Annotated in this window: 16 protein-coding genes and 1 other RNA gene; 13 read left to right on the top strand and 4 right to left on the bottom strand. The window is 73.1% G+C overall.

Going from position 1 to position 18613, the window contains the following annotated elements:
* The first annotated feature begins 254 nt into the window (after window positions 1-254).
* On the top strand, window positions 255-1364 hold the full coding sequence (gene prfB / locus ACZ51S_RS13980) for a peptide chain release factor 2 (protein WP_388940832.1): 1110 nt from the start codon (window positions 255-257) through the stop codon (window positions 1362-1364).
* Between the two features lie 165 nt (window positions 1365-1529).
* On the opposite strand, the gene ACZ51S_RS13985 is transcribed toward prfB, so the two are convergent.
* A complete protein-coding gene (locus ACZ51S_RS13985) occupies window positions 1530-1718 on the bottom strand; it encodes a hypothetical protein (RefSeq protein ID WP_468478002.1) in 189 nt (62 codons plus the stop codon).
* A gap of 228 nt (window positions 1719-1946) precedes the next feature.
* Here ACZ51S_RS13985 and ftsE point away from each other — a divergent pair, with 228 nt between their 5' ends.
* The 5 genes from ftsE (at window position 1947) to ssrA (ending at window position 5885) form a co-directional block, all read left to right on the top strand.
* The gene (ftsE, locus tag ACZ51S_RS13990; RefSeq protein ID WP_007264414.1) at window positions 1947-2636 is read left to right on the top strand and encodes a cell division ATP-binding protein FtsE; all 690 of its coding nucleotides are present in this window, start codon (window positions 1947-1949) and stop codon (window positions 2634-2636) included.
* A gap of 16 nt (window positions 2637-2652) precedes the next feature.
* Window positions 2653-3621 (top strand): permease-like cell division protein FtsX, encoded by a 969-nt coding sequence (gene ftsX / locus ACZ51S_RS13995; protein WP_388940837.1) that lies wholly within the window; start codon window positions 2653-2655, stop codon window positions 3619-3621.
* 67 nt (window positions 3622-3688) lie between these two features.
* A complete protein-coding gene (locus ACZ51S_RS14000; protein ID WP_468960847.1) occupies window positions 3689-4882 on the top strand; it encodes a S41 family peptidase in 1194 nt (397 codons plus the stop codon).
* Between the two features lie 18 nt (window positions 4883-4900).
* Complete coding sequence (smpB, locus tag ACZ51S_RS14005; protein WP_388940842.1) at window positions 4901-5386, top strand: SsrA-binding protein SmpB; 486 nt, start codon at window positions 4901-4903, stop codon at window positions 5384-5386.
* 110 nt (window positions 5387-5496) lie between these two features.
* Window positions 5497-5885: a transfer-messenger RNA gene (gene ssrA, locus ACZ51S_RS14010) on the top strand.
* Between the two features lie 71 nt (window positions 5886-5956).
* Here the strand turns inward: ssrA and ACZ51S_RS14015 are convergent.
* Window positions 5957-7336, bottom strand: a complete 1380-nt coding sequence (locus ACZ51S_RS14015; RefSeq protein WP_468802112.1) for an SH3 domain-containing protein — start codon at window positions 7334-7336, stop codon at window positions 5957-5959.
* 93 nt (window positions 7337-7429) lie between these two features.
* Window positions 7430-8755 (bottom strand): MFS transporter, encoded by a 1326-nt coding sequence (locus ACZ51S_RS14020; protein ID WP_468477999.1) that lies wholly within the window; start codon window positions 8753-8755, stop codon window positions 7430-7432.
* 84 nt (window positions 8756-8839) lie between these two features.
* Here ACZ51S_RS14020 and ACZ51S_RS14025 point away from each other — a divergent pair, with 84 nt between their 5' ends.
* The 5 genes from ACZ51S_RS14025 to ACZ51S_RS14045 all read left to right on the top strand — a co-directional run bounded on the left by ACZ51S_RS14025 (window position 8840) and on the right by ACZ51S_RS14045 (window position 13839).
* Entirely contained in the window at window positions 8840-9808 is a 969-nt protein-coding gene (locus ACZ51S_RS14025) for a LysR family transcriptional regulator (RefSeq protein ID WP_468477998.1), read from the top strand.
* 98 nt (window positions 9809-9906) lie between these two features.
* Entirely contained in the window at window positions 9907-11280 is a 1374-nt protein-coding gene (locus ACZ51S_RS14030) for a nitrate/nitrite transporter (protein ID WP_468477997.1), read from the top strand.
* Between the two features lie 120 nt (window positions 11281-11400).
* Window positions 11401-12552, top strand: coding sequence for a uroporphyrinogen-III synthase (locus tag ACZ51S_RS14035; protein WP_468477996.1), 1152 nt, complete (start codon window positions 11401-11403; stop codon window positions 12550-12552).
* Between the two features lie 9 nt (window positions 12553-12561).
* Entirely contained in the window at window positions 12562-13113 is a 552-nt protein-coding gene (locus ACZ51S_RS14040) for a GNAT family N-acetyltransferase (protein WP_468888130.1), read from the top strand.
* A gap of 120 nt (window positions 13114-13233) precedes the next feature.
* Window positions 13234-13839, top strand: coding sequence for a CGNR zinc finger domain-containing protein (locus tag ACZ51S_RS14045; protein ID WP_468960851.1), 606 nt, complete (start codon window positions 13234-13236; stop codon window positions 13837-13839).
* Window positions 13840-14374: 535 nt separating this feature from the next.
* Here ACZ51S_RS14045 and ACZ51S_RS14050 read toward each other — a convergent pair.
* Window positions 14375-15118: a TIGR04222 domain-containing membrane protein gene (locus ACZ51S_RS14050; RefSeq protein WP_468802110.1), complete on the bottom strand. Its 744-nt coding sequence runs from the start codon at window positions 15116-15118 to the stop codon at window positions 14375-14377.
* 58 nt (window positions 15119-15176) lie between these two features.
* On the opposite strand from ACZ51S_RS14050, the gene ACZ51S_RS14055 reads away from it, so the two are divergent.
* Together ACZ51S_RS14055 and ACZ51S_RS14060 are read left to right on the top strand one after the other, a co-directional pair.
* Window positions 15177-15704 carry a GNAT family N-acetyltransferase gene (locus tag ACZ51S_RS14055; RefSeq protein WP_468477992.1) on the top strand — a complete coding sequence of 176 codons (528 nt, stop codon included), beginning with the start codon at window positions 15177-15179 and terminating at the stop codon, window positions 15702-15704.
* Window positions 15705-16238: 534 nt separating this feature from the next.
* A complete protein-coding gene (locus ACZ51S_RS14060) occupies window positions 16239-18545 on the top strand; it encodes a HelD family protein (protein ID WP_468888138.1) in 2307 nt (768 codons plus the stop codon).
* Window positions 18546-18613: the final 68 nt, after the last annotated feature.

Genomic DNA, 18613 nt, shown 5'->3' on the forward strand with positions numbered 1-18613 from the left:
GAGCACGCCGCCGGCAGGGATGGCGCCGGGGCGGTGTGGCCGCGTACAGGACCTAAGTCGGATCGGGGTGGATCAGGCTTGTGCGGGGTCCGGCGGCAGACAGCTCGTCGTGGTCACACGCATGTGGTCCACATGGCGTCGCTTCACGAGGGGAACGGTCATACGAGGAGCGTACGCCCGTACCAACGCTCCTCTGTACGGTCCGATCCGGCCTGGCCGGACAGTGCCGTCCGAGGACCGGCTAGGCTTGACCCGTGGCAGTCGTCGATGTTTCCGAAGAGCTGAAGTCCCTCTCCTCGACCATGGGGTCGATCGAGGCCGTCCTGGACCTCGACAAGCTGAGGGCAGATATCGCCGTGCTCGAGGAGCAGGCCGCCGCGCCGTCCCTGTGGGACGACCCGGAAGCCGCCCAGAAGATCACGAGCAAGCTTTCGCACCTCCAGGCAGAGGTCCGCAAGACCGAGACCCTGCGCGGCCGCATCGACGACCTCGCGGTGCTGTTCGAGCTCGCCCAGGAGATGGACGACGCGGACACCCTCGCCGAGGCGGAGGCCGAGCTGGTGTCCGTGCGCAAGGCGCTGGACGAGATGGAGGTCCGGACCCTGCTCTCCGGCGAGTACGCCGAGCGCGAGGCCCTGGTCAACATCCGCGCCGAGGCCGGAGGCGTCGACGCCTCCGACTTCGCCGAGCGCCTCCAGCGCATGTACCTGCGCTGGGCGGAGCGCCACGGCTACCCGACGGAGATCTACGAGACCTCGTACGCGGAAGAGGCCGGCATCAAGTCGACCACCTTCGTGGTCAAGGCCCCGTACGCCTACGGCACCCTCTCCGTCGAGCAGGGCACCCACCGCCTCGTGCGCATCTCGCCCTACGACAACCAGGGCCGCCGCCAGACCTCCTTCGCGGGTGTCGAGGTGCTGCCCGTCGTCGAGTCCAGCGACCACGTCGAGATCGACGAGGGCGAGCTGCGCATCGACGTCTACCGCGCCTCCGGCCCCGGCGGCCAGGGCGTCAACACCACCGACTCGGCCGTGCGCATCACGCACATCCCGACCGGCATCGTCGTCTCCTGCCAGAACGAGCGCTCGCAGATCCAGAACAAGGCCAGCGCCATGAACGTCCTCCAGGCCAAGCTGCTCGAGCGGCGCCGCCAGGAGGAGCAGGCCGCGATGGACGCCCTCAAGGACGGCGGCAGCTCCTGGGGCAACCAGATGCGCTCCTACGTCCTGCACCCGTACCAGATGGTCAAGGACCTGCGCACGGAGTTCGAGGTCGGCAACCCGCAGGCGGTGCTCGACGGCGACATCGACGGCTTCCTGGAGGCCGGCATCCGCTGGCGCAAGCAGCAGGAGCAGACCGCGTAGCACGCGCGGCGCGTGATGACGCGGAAGGGCCTGGACACCAGCTGGTGTCCAGGCCCTTCCCCATTACGTGTGATCCGTTCACGCGTGATCCATGACGCCTGATCCGCCTGTGGCCGGTGATCCGCTGTGATCACCGCGATCGTCTCGATCGGGACGCGGCGCGCCCTACGCGGTCCGGGCCACCAGCGCCAGCGCGGCCACCAGCACCACCAGAAGCGCTACGAGTGCCGCCGGGTTCATCCCGGCGAAGGGGCCCTCCTGCTGGAGGCGCTCCCGGTTCGCCCGGCACACCGGGCAGCGGCCCTGGCTGACGGGTGCGGCGCAGTTCGCGCACACGAGCCGGTCATATGTCATGCGCTCCTCCTCTCGTCCCCTCGTCAGGGTCAACGGCGCGGGGACGGAGTACGTTCCCCCCACCACTGTGCCAGCTCCATCGGCATTCGGCGCGGCCCGTCCGGGCAATCACGGTCGGGCTCCTTCCCCACCCGCGGATAAATCGGGCAACTCCGGATGACGGGTCCCCACCCGGCGTCCGGTCGCGTATGGTCACCGTCACCTACTCCCGGCGACCGTGGTGCTCCCGTGATCCGATTCGACAACGTCTCCAAGTCCTACCCGAAGCAGAACCGGCCCGCACTGAGAGATGTCTCCCTCGACATCGCCAAGGGCGAGTTCGTCTTCCTGGTCGGCTCCTCCGGCTCCGGCAAGTCCACCTTCCTGCGGCTGGTCCTGCGCGAGGAAAGGGCGACCCACGGCCAGGTGCACGTCCTGGGCAAGGACCTCGCGAAACTCTCCAACTGGAAGGTCCCGCACATGCGGCGCCAGCTGGGGACCGTCTTCCAGGACTTCCGCCTCCTGCCCAACAAGACCGTCGCCGAGAACGTCGCCTTCGCCCAGGAGGTCATCGGCAAGCCGCGCGGGGAGATCCGCAAGGCCGTCCCGCAGGTCCTGGAGCTCGTCGGTCTGGGCGGCAAGGAGGGGCGCATGCCGGGCGAACTGTCCGGCGGTGAGCAGCAGCGCGTGGCCATCGCCCGCGCCTTCGTCAACCGCCCCGCCCTGCTGATCGCCGACGAGCCGACGGGCAACCTCGACCCGCAGACCTCCGTCGGCATCATGAAGCTCCTGGACCGGATCAACCGGACCGGCACCACCGTCATCATGGCCACGCACGACCAGCAGATCGTGGACCAGATGCGCAAGCGCGTCATCGAACTCGAACAGGGCCGGCTCGTGCGCGACCAGTCGCGCGGCGTCTACGGCTACCAGCACTGAAAGGCCCTGAGACGTCATGCGCGCCCAGTTCGTCATGTCGGAGATCGGCGTCGGCCTCCGCCGCAATCTCACCATGACCTTCGCGGTCATCATCTCCGTGGCCCTGTCCCTGGCCCTGTTCGGCGGCTCCCTGCTCATGCGCGACCAGGTGAGCGCCATGAAGGGGTACTGGTACGACAAGGTCAACGTCACCGTCTACCTCTGCACCAAGAACGACGCCCTGGACGCGGCGGGCGCCGCCGCCCCGGGCGCGGCCGCCGGAGCCCCGGCCGCCACCGGCCGGCCCTGCTCCAAGGGGGCGGTCACCCCCGAGCAGAAGCAGGGCATCGAGTCCGAGCTCAAGAAGATGGACCTCGTGCAGACCGTCATGTACGAGTCCGCGGACGAGGCCTACAAGCACTACAAGGAGCGCTTCGGCCACACCGCCCTGGCCGCCGTGGTCACGCCCGACCAGATGCCCGACTCCTTCCGGGTCAAGCTGAAGAACCCCGAGAAGTACGAGGTCATCACCTCCGCCTTCGCCGGGCGCGACGGCGTCCAGTCGGTCGCCGACCAGAGCCAGGAGCTGGACAACCTCTTCGCCCTGCTCGGCACCCTCAACTGGGCGGCCCTCGGCATCATGCTGGTCATGCTGATCGTGGCACTGCTGCTGATCGTCAACACGGTGCGCGTCTCCGCGTTCAGCCGCCGGCGCGAGACCGGCATCATGCGGCTGGTGGGCGCCTCCGGCTTCTACATCCAGGTGCCGTTCATCATGGAGGCCGCCGTCGCGGGTCTCATCGGTGCCGTATTCGCCTGCCTGATGCTCGGCACGGGGCAGTACTTCGTGATCGACCACGGCATCGCGCTCCGCGAGAAGCTCGAACTGATCAATTTCATCGGCTGGGACGCGGTCCTCGCCAAGCTGCCGCTGGTGCTGGTCATCGGGCTGCTGATGCCCTCGCTCGCCGCGTTCGTCGCGCTGCGCAAGTATCTGAAGGTATGACGAACGCCTCCTGCGACCTGTCGCCAACACGGCTTGCCGCAGCCGGGCTTGTCCTAGACTCGGCGGCATGCCGGGTCTGCCCGCCTTCTGTCTCCGGCCCCGCGACCCGCGTCGCGGGGCCGTCCTGACGCTGGTCTTCCTCGTCTGCGTGGGCACCGCCGCCGGTGCGGGGTGCTGGGTGCCGCGCGAAGCGGACGGGACGCGCGCGGCCGCCGCCCTCACGGGCACCACCGGCCAGGACCCGCCCGCCGGTGCCGGCGCGGGCACCGCCGACCGGGAGGCCGTCGCCCGGGCCGCCGCCGAGGCCGTCGCCGAGGGCAAGTCGGGCAAGAAGGCCGCCCAGGAGGTGGTCAGCCGCAGCGGCGACCGCTGGGGCACCGTCTACGACCGGGGCGAGTACGCCGCCTTCGCCGAGGACCTCGACGGCCGCTGGACCGGGGTCGGCCTCTGGGCCGGGCGCCGCCGCGACGGCCGGGTCGAGGTCGAGCGCGTCCAGCCGGACGGCCCCGCCGACCGGGCCGGACTGCGCGCCGGGGACCGGCTGCTCAGCGTGGACGGCCGGAGCGTCACCGGCCTGGCCGTGGCCGACGTGGTGGCCCTGCTGCGCGGGGAAGCGGGCACCGCGGTGGTGCTCGGCCTCAGCCGGGACGGCGCCGACCGCACCGTGACCGTCCGGCGCGAGCAGCTGCGTACCGAACCGGTGACCGTACGCCGCCTCGCGGGCGGCATCACCCTGATCAAGGTGACCTCCTTCACCCGGGGCTCGGGGGAGCGCGTCCGGGCGGCCGTCCGCGAGGCCCCGCCCGGCGGCGGGCTGATGCTGGACCTGCGCGGCAATCCGGGCGGTCTGGTCACCGAGGCGGTGACGGCGGCCTCCGCGTTCCTGGACGGCGGGCTCGTGACGACGTACGACGTACGGGGCTCCGAGCGCGCCCTGTACGCGGATCCTGGCGGGGACACCGCCCGGCCCCTGGTGGCGCTGGTCGACGGCGGCACGATGAGCGCGGCCGAGCTGGTGGCCGGAGCCCTCCAGGACCGGGGCCGCGCGGTGACGGTCGGCACCCGCACCTTCGGCAAGGGTTCGGTCCAGATGCCGACCGAGCTTCCGGGCGGCGCGGTGGCGGAGCTGACCGTGGGCACCTACCGCACCCCGGCGGGCCGCAGCCTCGACGGCGACGGCATCACCCCGGACCTGCCGGCCGGCGACGGGGCGGAGGAGCGGGCCCGTACGGTATTGAGTGGCCTCGGGGTGGGTTCGTAGTGCGAAAATGACCGCACTATGGCTAAGGAAAAAGGGCGCAAGCTGATCGCCCAGAACAAGAAGGCCCGGCACGACTACACGATCGTCGACACCTACGAGTGCGGGATCGTCCTGACCGGCACCGAGGTCAAGTCCCTGCGCCAGGGCCGCGCCTCGCTGGTGGACGGCTTCGTGTCGGTGGAGGGCCGCGAGGTCTGGATGTACAACGTGCACGTGCCGGAGTACAGCCAGGGCACCTGGACCAACCACAGCGCCCGCCGCAAGCGCAAGCTCCTCATGCACCGCGAGGAGATCGACAAGCTGGGGCGCAAGTCGGAGGAGTCGGGCCACACGGTCGTCCCGCTGTCCCTGTACTTCAAGGACGGCCGCGCGAAGGTCGAGATCGCGCTGGCGAAGGGCAAGAAGGAGTTCGACAAGCGCCAGACCCTGCGCGAGAAGCAGGACACGCGCGAGACGCAGCGCGCGATCTCGGCGGTGCGCCGCAAGCAGCGGGGCACGGTTTAATCTCCTGGCACGCGGTGGTCCACTTCGCGTACCATGGCGTGAGCACCACCCCTCCGGGGGCGGCGCTGCTTGGAGCAGTACCCAGCAGTACCTAACTGAACAGTGAACATGGGGATGATCGGTTTCGACAGCGGCTGTCGATGCAGGGGAAGCGAGCCGAGGAAGCGGCAATGATCTCGCTAACCACATGTCGCAAAAAATAATCGCCAACTCCAAGAGCGATAACTCCCGCTTCACCCTCGCTGCCTAATAACAGTGAGCTGAAGCCTCTGTGAGGAGCGTCAGCCCGGAAGTGGTCCCGGTCCGGATCCTGGCGTCAACAAGGGATCTAAACCTCTAGCCCCGGTCACGGGGGTTGGAGGGAAACCAAACAGTGACTGAGCCCGTCGGAGACTTGTCCGTGTGATCTCCGGGGCTGAGAAAAGCGCAGCGGACTGCGCTCGGAGAAGCCCTGCTTCTGCACCGTTGGACGCGGGTTCGATTCCCGCCATCTCCACTCATCCCATGTGGGCGAAGCCCCCGCAGCCGATCGGCTGCGGGGGCTTCGTCATGCCCGGCGGGTGGTTTCCGTCAGCAGTACGGGATCTTGTTGAGGTTCAGGGCGTAGCGGGCGGGGATCCAGCCGCGGCCGTCGGCGAGCTTGTACCAGATCGCGTTGTCGCCCACGGTCTCCCCCTTGACCTTGCACTGGAGGTTCACCACGGTGCGGTCCGGGAGCTTGCCGGTCTTCGTGTGGTGCGTGCCCGGGCCGGAGCGGATGCCGAGGCCCTTGCCGGAGGTGACGACACGGGCCTTCGGGCTGCCGCCGCCCTGGCCGTGATCGCCCTTGCCGTGGTGGTCCTTCCCGTGGTGGTCCTTCCCGTGGTGGTCCTTGCCGTGATCGTCCTTGCCGTGGTGGCCGCCGCACTTCTTGCAGTGGCCGGGCTTGCCGGTGTCGCCCTTGGGGCCGCGGGGGCCCTGCGGGCCGGCCGGGCCGGTGTCGCCGCGGTCGCCCTTGGGGCCCTGCGGGCCGCCCGCCGGGCCGGTGTCGCCCCTGGGACCCTGGACGCCCTGGGGGCCGCGCACGCCCTGCGGGCCCCGGGGGCCGGCCGGACCCGTGTCGCCCTTGGGACCCCGGACGCCGGGAGCGCCGGTGTCGCCGGTGTTGCCCTTGGGGCCGCGCTCACCGGTGTCGCCGCGTTCGCCCCGCGGGCCGCGGTCGCCCCGGTCGCCCTTGTCGCCCTTGGGGCCCTGCGGGCCGCCCGCCGGGCCGGTGTCGCCCCTGGGACCCTGGACGCCCTGAGGGCCGGCGTCGCCGCGGTCGCCCTTCGGGCCGCGTTCGCCCCTGTCGCCCTTGTCTCCCTTGTCGCCCTTCTCGCCCTTCGGGCCCGGGCGGCCCGGCTTGCCGTGGTGGCCGGGCCTGCCGTCGTGGCCGTCGTGGCCCGGTCGCCCGTCGTGACCCGGTCGCCCGTCGTCGCCCTTGGGGCCCCTGACCGGGGTCGCCACGGCGAACAGGGCCGGGGCGTCCTGGCCGTTGGCCCACTCGCCGCCGTCGAGGGTGGTGCCCTCGGGGGCGTGCGGGTCGACCCGGACGGTCACCGCCAGTCGCGTCTGGGTGTTCGCCGGGAAGGCGAAGCCGGCGCGGGTTCCGGCGTCGCAGGTCAACAGGCGCGCGTCCGTGGAACGGGTGCACGAGCCTCCCGCCCGCTGGCCGTTCCAGTAGAAGCGGGCCTCGGGGAACGTGGTCCGCTCGGGGGCGGTGATCCGGAAGGTGCTGCTGCGGGCCGGGTCCTGGCCGTTCAGGGCCGCGATGACGACGCGGCCCGTCTTGCCGGGGGCGATGGAGGGGACGTACGGCTGGGAGAACCGCAGGGGGGACGCGTCGGCCAGGGCCGGTACGGCCGGCACCAGGCAGGACGCGGTGACGGCCGCGACGACGAGGGCCGAGGAGACGGAACGTGAAGCAGGCAAGGGGAGTTCCTCCGCGAAAGGAAGGGCGCTGGGGAAAGCACCCCCAGTTATGGGGGATCACGCGGAGGCGGGGTGCGCAACCACGCGGGCGTGTCACCCACCCGCCGGAACAATACGGATAAATCTGGAGGTTGCGGCCGATACGGACAGTGCGAGCAGGGCGGCGGCCGCCGGGAGGGCGTAGGCCGCCGTGGAGCCCAGGCGGTCGACGGCCTGCCCGGCTCCGGCGGAGCCGACGGCGATCCCGGCCATGATCGCGGTGACGGCGAGGCTCATGCCCTCGTTGAGGCGGCCGGGCGGAGTGGCCCGCTGCACCAGCGCCATGGCGTTTACCATCACCGGCGCCGTGGCCATGCCGGCCAGCAGCAGCGCCAGGGCCAGCAGCGGCAGGGACCCGCCGGCGGCCGCCGCCCAGGGCAGGGTCATCGCCGCGGCCAGCGCGAGCAGGCACACGCGCAGGCTCCGGGGGCGCCGGGTGCCGTACAGCAGGCCGGCGGCGCAGGAGCCGGCCGCCTGGAGGGCCAGTACCGCGCCGGAGGCGCCGCCGAGGCCCAGGACGGCGAGGTGGGCGATGGAGGCGACCTCCATCGAGCCGAACACCGCCCCGGTGGCGAGGAGCAGGCCGAGCAGCGGGAGCAGGGCGCGCAGCGGGGACGGGCCGTGCGCGGCGGCCGGTGTCCCGGTGGCGGGGGGTTCGGTGGCCCGGTGCGCGGTGAACACCAGCATCCCGGTGAGCAGCAGGGCCGCCCCGGTCAGGGTGCCCGCCTCGGGGAAGACGGCGGTGCACAGGAAGGCCGCGAGGACCGGCCCGAGCATGAAGCACAGCTCGTCGGCGGCCTGTTCGAGGGACATCGCGGTGTGGTGCTCGGCCGGGGGCAGCAGGTGGGTCCAGCGGGCCCGGGACATGCCGCCGATGTTGGGGGTCGTCGCGGTGGCCGCGTACGAGGCGAAGAGGGTCCAGGCGGGGGCTTGCGTACGCACGCACACGATCAGGGAGAGCGAGCCGAGCACGGCGATCACCGTGGCCGGCACGGCGATCCGGGCCTGCCCGTGCCGGTCGATCAGCCGGGCCGTCCAGGGCGCGGCCAGGGCGGTGGCGGCCAGGCCGGTGGCGGTGACCGCGCCGGCGAGGGCGTACGAGCCGCGCTGCCCGGCGATCATCATCACGGCGCTGACCCCGAACATGCCCATGGGGAGCCGGGCCAGCAGGTTCCCGGCGGTGAACCCGCGCGTACCGGGGCGGGTGAACAGGCGGGCGTACGGGCCGCGGGTGCGGGCGGCGGCCGCGCGGGCGGGGGCGGCTTCCGGGGCGGCGGCGCGGGCGCGGGCCGGCGTCGGCCCGGGGGTGGGGGCGGGGGCGGGGGCGGCCAGGACCAGGGTGCTGCCCGTCACGGCCATGAGCGGGGATTCGTACGGCATGTCACGAGCCTGCGGCCCGTCCCCGGCGGCGGTCCAACACCTCTTCCGGGACCATTCACACCCTCCTGTTGTTAATCTCCGGGGATGACCGCCCGTGACGTCGACCCCCGGCTGCTGCGCGGCTTCCTCGCGGTCGCCGAGGAGCTGCACTTCTCCCGCGCCGCCGCCCGCCTCTACATCGCCCAGCAGGCCCTCAGCCGCGACGTCCGTCGGCTCGAACAGGCCCTGGGCGCACCGCTGTTCCTGCGCACCACCCGCGCGGTGGAGCTGACCGCCGACGGGGAGCGGCTGCTGCCCCACGCCCGCGACGTGCTGCGCGCCCACGAGGAACTCGCCGCCGCCTTCGCGGGACCGCCCCGTGCCCTGCTCGTCGACACGAACACCGACGGCCCCAGCACCAGCCGGCGGGTCCTGGAACGGGCCCGCGAACTGGCCCCCGGCTGCGAGCTGATGGCCCGCTTCGAAAGCGGCCTCACCCACGCCGCCACCGAGATCGCCGCCGGGCGGCTCGACGTCTCCTTCGGGTACGCCGCCGGGCTCGAACCCGCGCTGCGCGCCCGGCTCGCCCACCGCCCCGTCCGTTACGAACCCCTCGCCGTGGTGCTGCCCGAGGACCACCCGCTGGCCGCGTCGGACGCCGTACCGCTGGCCGCGCTCGCCGGGGAGACCGTGTACGCCGGGGCGGGGAACCCGCGGACCCTGGAGTGGACCGGGCTGGCCCGCGAACTGTTCGCCGGGCGCGGCATCGCCCTCGCCCCGCCCGCCCCCGTCGCCATCGGCAAGGAGGAGTTCCGCCGGGTCATGACCAAGACCCGCAACCCCGTCCTCGCGACCGTCGGCTTCCTCGACATGCCCGGCTGCGTGAAACGGCCGCTCGTGGACCCCGTACCGCTGTCCCCGCTGTCGATGGTGTGGCGCAAGGGCATGCGCCACCCCGGCCTCGACGCCCTCGACCGCGCGGCCGCCGAACTCCAGACCGCCGGCGGCTGGCTGGAAGTCCCCCCGGACAGCTGGCTCCCGGCAGCGCTCACACCCGGCCCGGACGGCGGGTGAGTGCAAGGTTTCCCGCCGGTCATCCGGCGGGGACCGGGGCCGAAACGCGCCGTTCCTAGCCTCGTCCCCACGGACGCGACAGCTTGTGGAGGCGTGTGATGACCGGTACGACCGCACCGCGCAAGGGGGGCCGCTGGATCGAGCGGTGGGAGCCCGAGGACGAGACGTTCTGGAGGGAGACCGGCGAGCGGATCGCCCGCCGTAACCTCCTCTACTCCGTGCTCTCCGAGCACATCGGCTTCTCCATCTGGTCGCTGTGGTCCGTGATGGTGCTCTTCATGGGACCCCAGTACGGCATCGACCCGGCCGGGAAGTTCTTCCTCATCGGCACCGCCACCTTCGTCGGGGCCCTCGTACGCATCCCCTACACCTTCGCCGTCGCCCGCTTCGGCGGCCGCAACTGGACCGTCGTCAGCGCCCTGCTGCTCCTCGCGCCGACCGTCGCCGCGCTGATCGTCATGGAGCCCGGCACCTCGTACGGCACCTTCCTGGCCGTGGCCGCGCTCACCGGCGTCGGCGGCGGCAACTTCGCCTCCTCGATGACGAACATCAACGCCTTCTTCCCGCTGCGCAAGAAGGGCTGGGCGCTCGGCCTCAACGCGGGCGGCGGGAACATCGGCGTCCCCGTGGTCCAGCTCGTCGCCCTGCTGGTCATCGGCACCGCCGGAGCCGGACACCCCCGGCTGCTGCTCGCGGTCTACCTCCCGCTGATCGTGGCGGCCGCCGCACTGGCCCTCGTACGCATGGACAACCTGGCGCCCGTACGGAACGACGGCGGCGCCGTCATCGAAGCCGCCCGGGACGCCCACACCTGGATCATGGCCTTCCTCTACGTCGGCACCTTCGGCTCGTTCATCGGCTACAGCTTCGCCTTCGGGCTCGTCCTCCAGACCCAGTTCGGCCGGACCCCGCTCCAGGCCGCCTCCCTCACCTTCATCGGCCCCCTCCTCGGATCCCTCGTCCGGCCCGTCGGCGGCGCGCTCGCCGACCGCTTCGGCGGCGCCCGGATCACCCTGGCCGCCTTCGTGGCGATGGCCGCGGCGACCGGAGTGGTCCTGCTGGCCTCCGTACAGGAGTCCCTGCCCGTGTTCCTCGTCGGATTCGTCGCCCTGTTCGCGCTCAGCGGGCTCGGCAACGGCTCCACCTACAAGATGATCCCCGGCATCTTCCAGGCCAAGGCCCTCGCCCGGGGCCTGGACGGCGAGGCGGCCGCCGCACACGGACGGCGCCTGTCGGGAGCCTCCATGGGACTGATCGGAGCCGTCGGCGCCCTCGGCGGCCTCGCCATCAACCTGGTCTTCCGCGAAGCCTTCACCAGCTCCGGCTCCGGCACCGCCGCCTTCACCACCTTCCTCGGCTTCTACGCGGTGTGCTGCGCGGTCACCTGGGCGGTATACCTTCGCCGCCCCGCGACCGCACCGTCCCCCGCCGTCGCCGGGGACGAGGAGAAGGCGCAGCTCACCTCGGTGTGAGGCGGTGGTCAGGCCGGTTAACTGGCTTGAAATACGGTGGAACCGAGCCTGACACGACGCCTTGGCAGGCTCGGCACATCCCCGACGCACGAACCCCCCAGGGCAAGGCAGGTCACCACGATGGACGACGCTACGCACGGTCCCCTCGCCGGATTCACCGTCGGAGTCACCGCCGCCCGGCGCGCGGACGAACTGATCGCCCTGCTGCGCCGGCGCGGAGCCGCCGTCATCCACGCCCCGGCCCTGCGGATCGTGCCGCTCGCCGACGACACGGAACTGATGGCCGCCACCAAGGAACTCGTCGACAGCCCGCCGGACGCCGTCGTCGCCACCACCGCCATCGGCTTCCGCGGCTGGATCGAGGCCGCCGACGGCTGGGGCGTCGGCGAGGAACTGCTGGAGCGGTTGCGCGCCACCGAACTGCTGGCGCGCGGCCCCAAGGTCAAGGGCGCCGTACGGGCCGCCGGCCTCGTGGAGACCTGGTCCCCGCAGTCCGAATCCCTCGCCGAGGTACTGGACCGGCTGCTGTCCGGCGGCGTCGCCGGGCGGCGGATCGCGCTCCAGCTGCACGGGGAACCGCTGCCCGGGTTCGTGGAGGCGCTGCGCGACGGCGGGGCCGAGGTGGTGCCGGTACCGGTGTACCGGTGGATGCCGCCCGAGGACCCCGCCCCGCTGGACCGGCTGCTGGACGCGGTGGCCGTCGGGGCGGTGGACGCCGTCAGCTTCACCTCGGCGCCGGCCGCGGCCTCCCTGCTGTCCCGGGCGGCGGAACGGGGCCTGCGTGAAGCCGTACTGGAGGCGCTGCGCGGGCCGGTCCTCGCGGCGTGCGTGGGGCCCGTCACGGCGCTGCCGCTCCAGGCCGAGGGGGTGGAGACCGTACAGCCGGAGCGGTTCCGGCTCGGGCCGCTGGTGCAGGTGCTGTGCAAGGAACTCCCCGGCCGGGCGCGGGTGCTGCCCGTCGCCGGACACCGGCTGGAGATCCGGGGGCACGCCGTCCTCGTCGACGACGGGCTGCGCCCGGTCCCGCCCGCCGGGATGGCCCTGCTGGCGGCACTCGCCCGGCGGCCCGGCTGGGTGGTGTCCCGGGCCGAGCTGCTGCGGGCGCTGCCGGGAGCGGGCACCGACGAGCACGCCGTGGAGACCGCGATGGCCCGGCTGCGGGCGGCCCTGGGGATGCCCCGGCTGATCCAGACGGTGGTCAAGCGGGGATACCGGCTCTCCCTCGACGCGGGGGAGGGCGAGGGCTGGAACCCGGGCGCGGGGGTCCGTTAGCGTTCCCGGATGATCATTGACGGGGTGGAGATGAGGGGGCTCGCGGCCGAGGACGCCGCCGGGCTGGCCGACGCACTGCTGCGCAGCCGCGCGCACATGGCGCCGTACGAGCCCACGCGGCCCGAGGAGTACTACACCGAGGCGGGGCAGCGGGCCCGCATCGAGAGCATGCTCGAGGAGCGCGACGGGGGACGGCTCGTGCCGTACGTGCTCGTCGAGGTGGCGGGTGGCGCGGTCGTCGGCGCGATGAACCTGGGCGGCATCGCCCGGGGGCCGCTGTGCAGCGGCGGCGTCGGCTACTGGACCGACCCGCGCCGGCACGGCAGGGGGCTGGCCACCGCCGCGCTGGAGGAGCTCTGCCGCACCGCCCGCGACGAGCTCGGGCTGCACCGCATCGAGGCCCAGACGCTGGTCGACAACCACGCCTCCATGCGGGTCCTGGCCAAGGCCGGATTCACCGAGATCGGCCTCGCCCCCCGCTACCTCCACATCAACGGAGCCTGGCGCGACCACCGCCTCTTCCAGCGGGTGCTGCACGACGAGGCACCGGGGAGGGTGTAGGGGGAGGGGGCAGGCCCAGGGAGAAGGCCCACGGGGCCCGCGCGGGGGCTTCCGCTTCGCGGCCGCCGACGGCACTCTGGGGAGGCGACCCAGTCCCACGGCGACGAGGCGGTGACGGGCATGTGGTTCGACTCCGGGCGGGTCTGTCTCGACCTGCTGGCCACCCACGCGTCCCAGACGGCCGGTTCCGGATGCCGGGAGGGCATCCGCGACGGCGACGAGCTGCGCCTGTGGCTGGTCGGCGCCGGGCTGGTCCCCGACCGGACCCCGCTCGGCCGGCTCGGGCCCGACTGGGTGGAGGCCTTCCGCGCCCTGCGCCACGACGTGGCCACCCTCGTACGGGCCGAACTGGCCGGCACCGGCCCGGAGGAGGACGCCCTGGCCCGGGTGAACGCCGCCGCCGCCGGACCACCCCCGGGCGTGTGCGCGGTACGGGACCAGGAGGGCCACCTCGTCCGGGAACTGTGCGGCGGGGTGGAGTGCGCGGGGATGCTGGCCACGGTGGCCCGGGACGCGGTGGAACTCCTCACCGACCCCGGCGACCTGGCCCTCCTGCGCACCTGCGAGCGCGACGGCTGCGCCCGCCTCTACCTGGACACCTCCCGCGGCCACCGCCGGCGGTGGTGCTCGAGCGAACTGTGCGGCAACCGGGAACGGGTGGCCCGCCACCGGCGCCGGGTGCGGGTGGGGGAGGCGGTGGAGGTGGTGGAGGTGGTGGAGGCGTAGGGGGAGGGGCGGGGCTGCGGGGGGCGGGGTGCTGTGGGGCGGTGTCAGGGCTGGTTGGGGGGTTCCCGTCAGTCCCATCGTCCTTCCGGTTCGTGCCGGCCCGTCAAGGGCGCTCACTTCGTTCGCGTCGCTTCGCGATGGCCTTCGGCCACCCTTGACCGACCGTCCCGCCCCGGAAAGACAAGGACTGCCGGGAAGCCCCCAAAGGAACGGTCACGGGGCAGGAGAAGGGGAGGGGCGGGTCCCTCAGCGGTGAGGCGGGCGGCCGGGCGTCGGCCATGTCCCGGATCCGGGGCCAGCCAGGCCCCTGCGGAGCACCCAAGCGCATCAGATCGCTACGTGCTCCTCCCGGCTTGGCGTCCGGCGGCCGTCCGGGGCTGATACCCGCACCACATGTTGACCAGGGCGGCGAGGGAAGCGGGTGGGCGCGTCAGATCGCTACGCGCCTCTCTGGTCCCGGCGTCCGGCCGTCGTCTGGGGGTGGTCCCCGACGGGGCCCGGGACGGGCGAGTTGCGGAGCAGGGGGCCGCTTTCCTCAGCCGCCGCAGCTCGCGAAGGGTTCGCCGGAGCCACTGCCGCCTCGGTTCATGGGCTCCCTTGGGGGGCGGGTCAGCAGGCCGCTCTCCTCGGCGAACCTGGGGAGCTGGGCACGGAGTGCCGGCGTGCCGAACAGGGCGACGCTCAGCAGTAGTTGGTCCGGCTGGCGCTCCGTTGCTTCGCGCGCGCCCGCGTGGTCGAGGCGCATCTTGGCGAGCAGCGCCGAACCGCGCAGGGTGCGCCGGGGCCATGTCCACAACGCCGCCGCGCCGAGGGCGGCGAGGAGGCCGAGCCACCGCGGCGAGCCGAGCGGAGCGGCGAAGACCGGGAGCAGCAGGACGCGTACGCACCACACCCGTCTGCGGGACACCATCAGCCGCGCCCGCTCCAGTTCCGCCGACATGGCGTGGACGGCCTCCTGCACCCGCTCGCTGTCGCGCAGCAGGCGGCGCGGGTGCCGTGCCCCGTACAGCGCGTGGTACTGGGCGCGGGCCACCTCCGAACAGGGCCGGGGCAGAAGGGCCTTGGCGGGCCGGACGGTCTGCTGCCATCCGGCCTCGACCGAACCGGCCAGATACAGCTCGACCATCCCCGTCTGTGCCGCGGCCCGCCCGCCCCCGCGCAGCAGGGCCGCCTCGGCGGGGGAGAGCGGACGGCCGAGGCGGTCGGGGCCGGGGCGAAGGCGCAGAGCGGCACCGGTCAGCAGGAGGAACCACGCCGCTCCCGTCATGATCACGAGCATCCGGACCATCTCCTCCCGCGCCGCTTCGCCGGCTGCTGCCAGACCCTAGGCTTCAGCCGTGAACGACACCACACACGGCATACGGATCCGACCGGGCGGCCCGGCCGACGCGCCCGCCGTCCTCGGCATGCTCGACGGCGCTGTGGCCTGGATGAACGCCCGGGGCAACACCGAGCAGTGGGGAACCACCCCGTACTCGCAGAAGCCCGGCGGGGTGGAGCGGGTCGACCGGTACCTGACCGAAAACAGCCCGTACGTCGCGGAGCTGGACGGGATCCCCGTCGGAGCCATGGTCCTGGACTCCGGCCCCAGCCCCCAGATGCCGATCGCTCCGGCCGGGGAACCCGAGCGGTACGTCCGCCTGCTCGTCTCCGACCGCCGCCACACGGGTCTGGGCGTGGGGGCGGCCCTGCTGGCGCACGCCGCCGACGAGACCCGCCGCGCCGGCCTGGACCTCCTCCGCGTCGACTGCTGGGCGGGCGGCGGGGGTGAACTGGTCGCCTTCTACGAGCGCAACGGTTTCACCCGCACCGACACCTTCCTGTCCGACACCTGGCCGGGCCAGGTCCTCGCCCGCCGGCTCTGATCCCCGCCCTCGTCACCATGCGATCTGACGCGTCTCCCACCGGTCCCGAAAGGGACCCTGATCGTCATTGCGTGCGGGTGTCAGCCACGGACGGTCGCCGGACGCCAAGCCGGGAGGAGCGCGTAGCGATCTGACGCGCGGGGGTGGACCGCCGGGGATCTGCGGGGCCCGGATGCCCGGCGGACCGACGCCCGGCCGCCCGTCTCATCGCTGAGACGGCCGTCCTTCGACCACGGACCGTGCCGTTCTTTCGGGGGGTTCCCGGCAGTCCTTGTCTTTCCGGGGCGGGCTGGTCTGTCAAGGGTGGCCGAAGGCCATCGCGTAGCGACGCGAACGAAGTGAGCGCCCTTGAGGGACCGGCACGAACCGGAAGGACGATGGGACTGACGGGAACCCCCCGGACCCTCCCCGGCCCCGGCCGGGGGACACGGCCCTTCCGCCCCCGCTCCGCCCGGGTCCCGGGACCGGCGTGCGGAGAGGGGGCGGATTCGCGTACGGTTGACGGTCGCCCATGCACGTCAGAAGGGGGCCTTGGTGGCCGCGCAGAATGCCGCTGTCGACAGCACGGCGGATTCCGTCCGCGATCGGGAGATCGCGGTCGAGCAGACGCATCTCGATCAGGTGTACCGACGCCTTGAGGAGAAGATCCACGAGGCCGAGTTCCTCATGAACGACGCCGCCCAGCGCGGACAGGTCGGCACGCCCGGCGCGCTCGCCGAGCGGGACGCGCAGGTCTTCCGCGCCGGGATCCACCTCAACAGGCTGAACAACGAGTTCGAGGACTTCCTCTTCGGCCGTATCGACCTCGTCCTCGGCAAGGACGGGGAGCGCGGCCCGGACGGGGCGTACACCTCCGTCGAGCCCGCCGACGACGCGATCCGCGACGACCTCACCGCCGACATCGCCGAGACCCTGCACATCGGGCGCATCGGCGTGCTCGACTCCGACTACTCGCCGCTGGTGATCGACTGGCGCGCCCCGGCCGCCGCGCCGTTCTACCGGTCCACGCCCAAGGACCCCGGCCGCGTCATCCGCCGCCGGGTGATCCGCTCCAAGGGCCGCAAGGTGCTCGGCGTCGAGGACGACCTCATGCGTCCGGAGGTCACCGCCTCCCTCGACGGCCGGGAGCTGCCCGCCATCGGCGACGGCGCGCTGATGGCCGCCCTCGGCCGGGCCCGTACGCACACCATGCGGGACATCGTCTCCTCCATCCAGGCCGAGCAGGACCTGGTCATCCGGGCTCCCGCCGCCTCCGTCGCCGAGGTGGCCGGCGGGCCGGGCACCGGGAAGACCGCCGTCGCCCTGCACCGGGCCGCGTACCTCCTCTACCACGACCGGCGCCGCTACTCCGGCGGCATCCTGATCGTCTCCCCGACGCCGCTCCTCGTCGCCTACACCGAGGGCGTGCTGCCCTCGCTCGGCGAGGAGGGCCAGGTCGCGATCCGGGCGCTGGGTTCCCTCGTCGACGGGGCCGAGGCGAGCACGTACGACGAGCCGCCCGTGGCCCGGATCAAGGGCTCCTCGCGGATGCTCAAGGTGCTCCGGAAGGCCGTACGGGGCGCCCTGGAGCTCGGCGACGCGCCCGAGCGGCTGCGCGTGGTGGCCTTCGGACGGCGCGTCGAGCTGGAGGCCCCGGAGCTGAACCGGATCCGGCAGAACGTGCTCGGCGGGACCGCCCCGGTGAACCTGCTGCGCCCGCGCGCCCGCAAGCTGCTGCTCGACGCCCTGTACGCGAAGACGGGCGCGTCCGGCCGGCACAGCGACCCGGAGCTGGCGGCCGAGCTGCGCAGCGCGTTCGACGAGGACGTCTCCACCGAGGACGACTTCCTCGGCTTCCTGAACGCCTGGTGGCCGGAGCTGACCCCGCGCCGGGTGCTGGCCGCCATGGCGGACGAGCGGCGGCTGGGCCGCTGGTCGCGCCGGGACCTGAACCCGCGCGAGGCCCGCCAGCTGGCGCGTTCGCTGCGCCGGGTCGGCCCGGACGGCTCCGGCCCCCTCTCGGTGCACGACGTGGCGCTGCTGGACGAGCTCCAGCAGCTCCTGGGGGCGCCCGCGCGGCCGAAGCGGAAGCGGGAGATGGACCCGCTGGACCAGCTCAGCGGGCTGGAGGAGCTGATGCCGACCCGCGAGGAGACCCAGTGGGAGCGGGCCGAGCGGATCGCGGCCGAGCGGACCGAGTACGCGCACGTGATCGTGGACGAGGCCCAGGACCTGACGCCGATGCAGTGGCGGATGGTCGGCCGGCGGGGCCGTACGGGCACCTGGACGGTGGTCGGCGACCCGGCGCAGTCCTCCTGGACGGACCCCGACGAGGCGGCCGCCGCCCGCGACGAGGCCCTGGGGAGCCGGCCGCGCAGGCGGTTCACGCTGACGGTGAACTACCGCAACCCGGCCGAGGTCGCCGAGGTGGCCGCCCGGGTGCTGGAGCGGGCGATGCCGGGCATGGAGCCGCCGACGGCGGTGCGCTCCACGGGCCTGGAGCCCCGCTTCACGGCGGCCGGCGAGGACCTGGGTGCCACGGTGCTGGAGGAGACCCGCCGGCTGCTGGCGCAGGTGGACGGGACCGTCGGTGTGGTCGTGGCCATGGACCGGCGCGCGGAGGCGGCGGGCTGGCTGGCGGACCTGGGCGAGCGGGCGGTGGCGCTGGGCAGCCTGGAGGCCAAGGGGCTGGAGTACGACGCCACCGTGGTCGTCTCCCCGGCGGAGATCGCCGAGGAGTCCCCGGCGGGCCTGCGGGTGCTGTACGTGGCGCTGACCCGCGCGACGCAGCAGCTGACGGTGGTGTCGGCGGCGGGCGACAAGCCGGGCGCGGACGGCGTCCCGGAGCTCCTGCGCCCGTGACGACGGCGAGGACGGGGCGCCCGTGCCCCGTCCGGGCCTGACCGCCGCCTGACCGCCGCGTGACCGGA

This window comes from Streptomyces sp. NPDC034043 (genome assembly GCF_055575675.1).

Bases quoted from the DNA above. Each gene is read 5' to 3' on its own strand.
- ACZ51S_RS13985 (WP_468478002.1), bottom strand. From the start codon at position 1,718: ATGACATATGACCGGCTCGTGTGCGCGAACTGCGCCGCACCCGTCAGC.
- ftsX (WP_388940837.1), top strand. From the start codon at position 2,653: ATGCGCGCCCAGTTCGTCATGTCGGAGATCGGCGTCGGCCTCCGCCGC.
- ACZ51S_RS14020 (WP_468477999.1), bottom strand. From the start codon at position 8,755: ATGCCGTACGAATCCCCGCTCATGGCCGTGACGGGCAGCACCCTGGTC.
- ACZ51S_RS14035 (WP_468477996.1), top strand. From the start codon at position 11,401: ATGGACGACGCTACGCACGGTCCCCTCGCCGGATTCACCGTCGGAGTC.
- ACZ51S_RS14050 (WP_468802110.1), bottom strand. From the start codon at position 15,118: ATGCTCGTGATCATGACGGGAGCGGCGTGGTTCCTCCTGCTGACCGGT.
- ACZ51S_RS14030 (WP_468477997.1), top strand. From the start codon at position 9,907: ATGACCGGTACGACCGCACCGCGCAAGGGGGGCCGCTGGATCGAGCGG.
- ACZ51S_RS14000 (WP_468960847.1), top strand. From the start codon at position 3,689: ATGCCGGGTCTGCCCGCCTTCTGTCTCCGGCCCCGCGACCCGCGTCGC.
- ACZ51S_RS14040 (WP_468888130.1), top strand. From the start codon at position 12,562: ATGATCATTGACGGGGTGGAGATGAGGGGGCTCGCGGCCGAGGACGCC.
- smpB (WP_388940842.1), top strand. From the start codon at position 4,901: ATGGCTAAGGAAAAAGGGCGCAAGCTGATCGCCCAGAACAAGAAGGCC.
- ACZ51S_RS14045 (WP_468960851.1), top strand. From the start codon at position 13,234: ATGTGGTTCGACTCCGGGCGGGTCTGTCTCGACCTGCTGGCCACCCAC.
- ACZ51S_RS14025 (WP_468477998.1), top strand. From the start codon at position 8,840: ATGACCGCCCGTGACGTCGACCCCCGGCTGCTGCGCGGCTTCCTCGCG.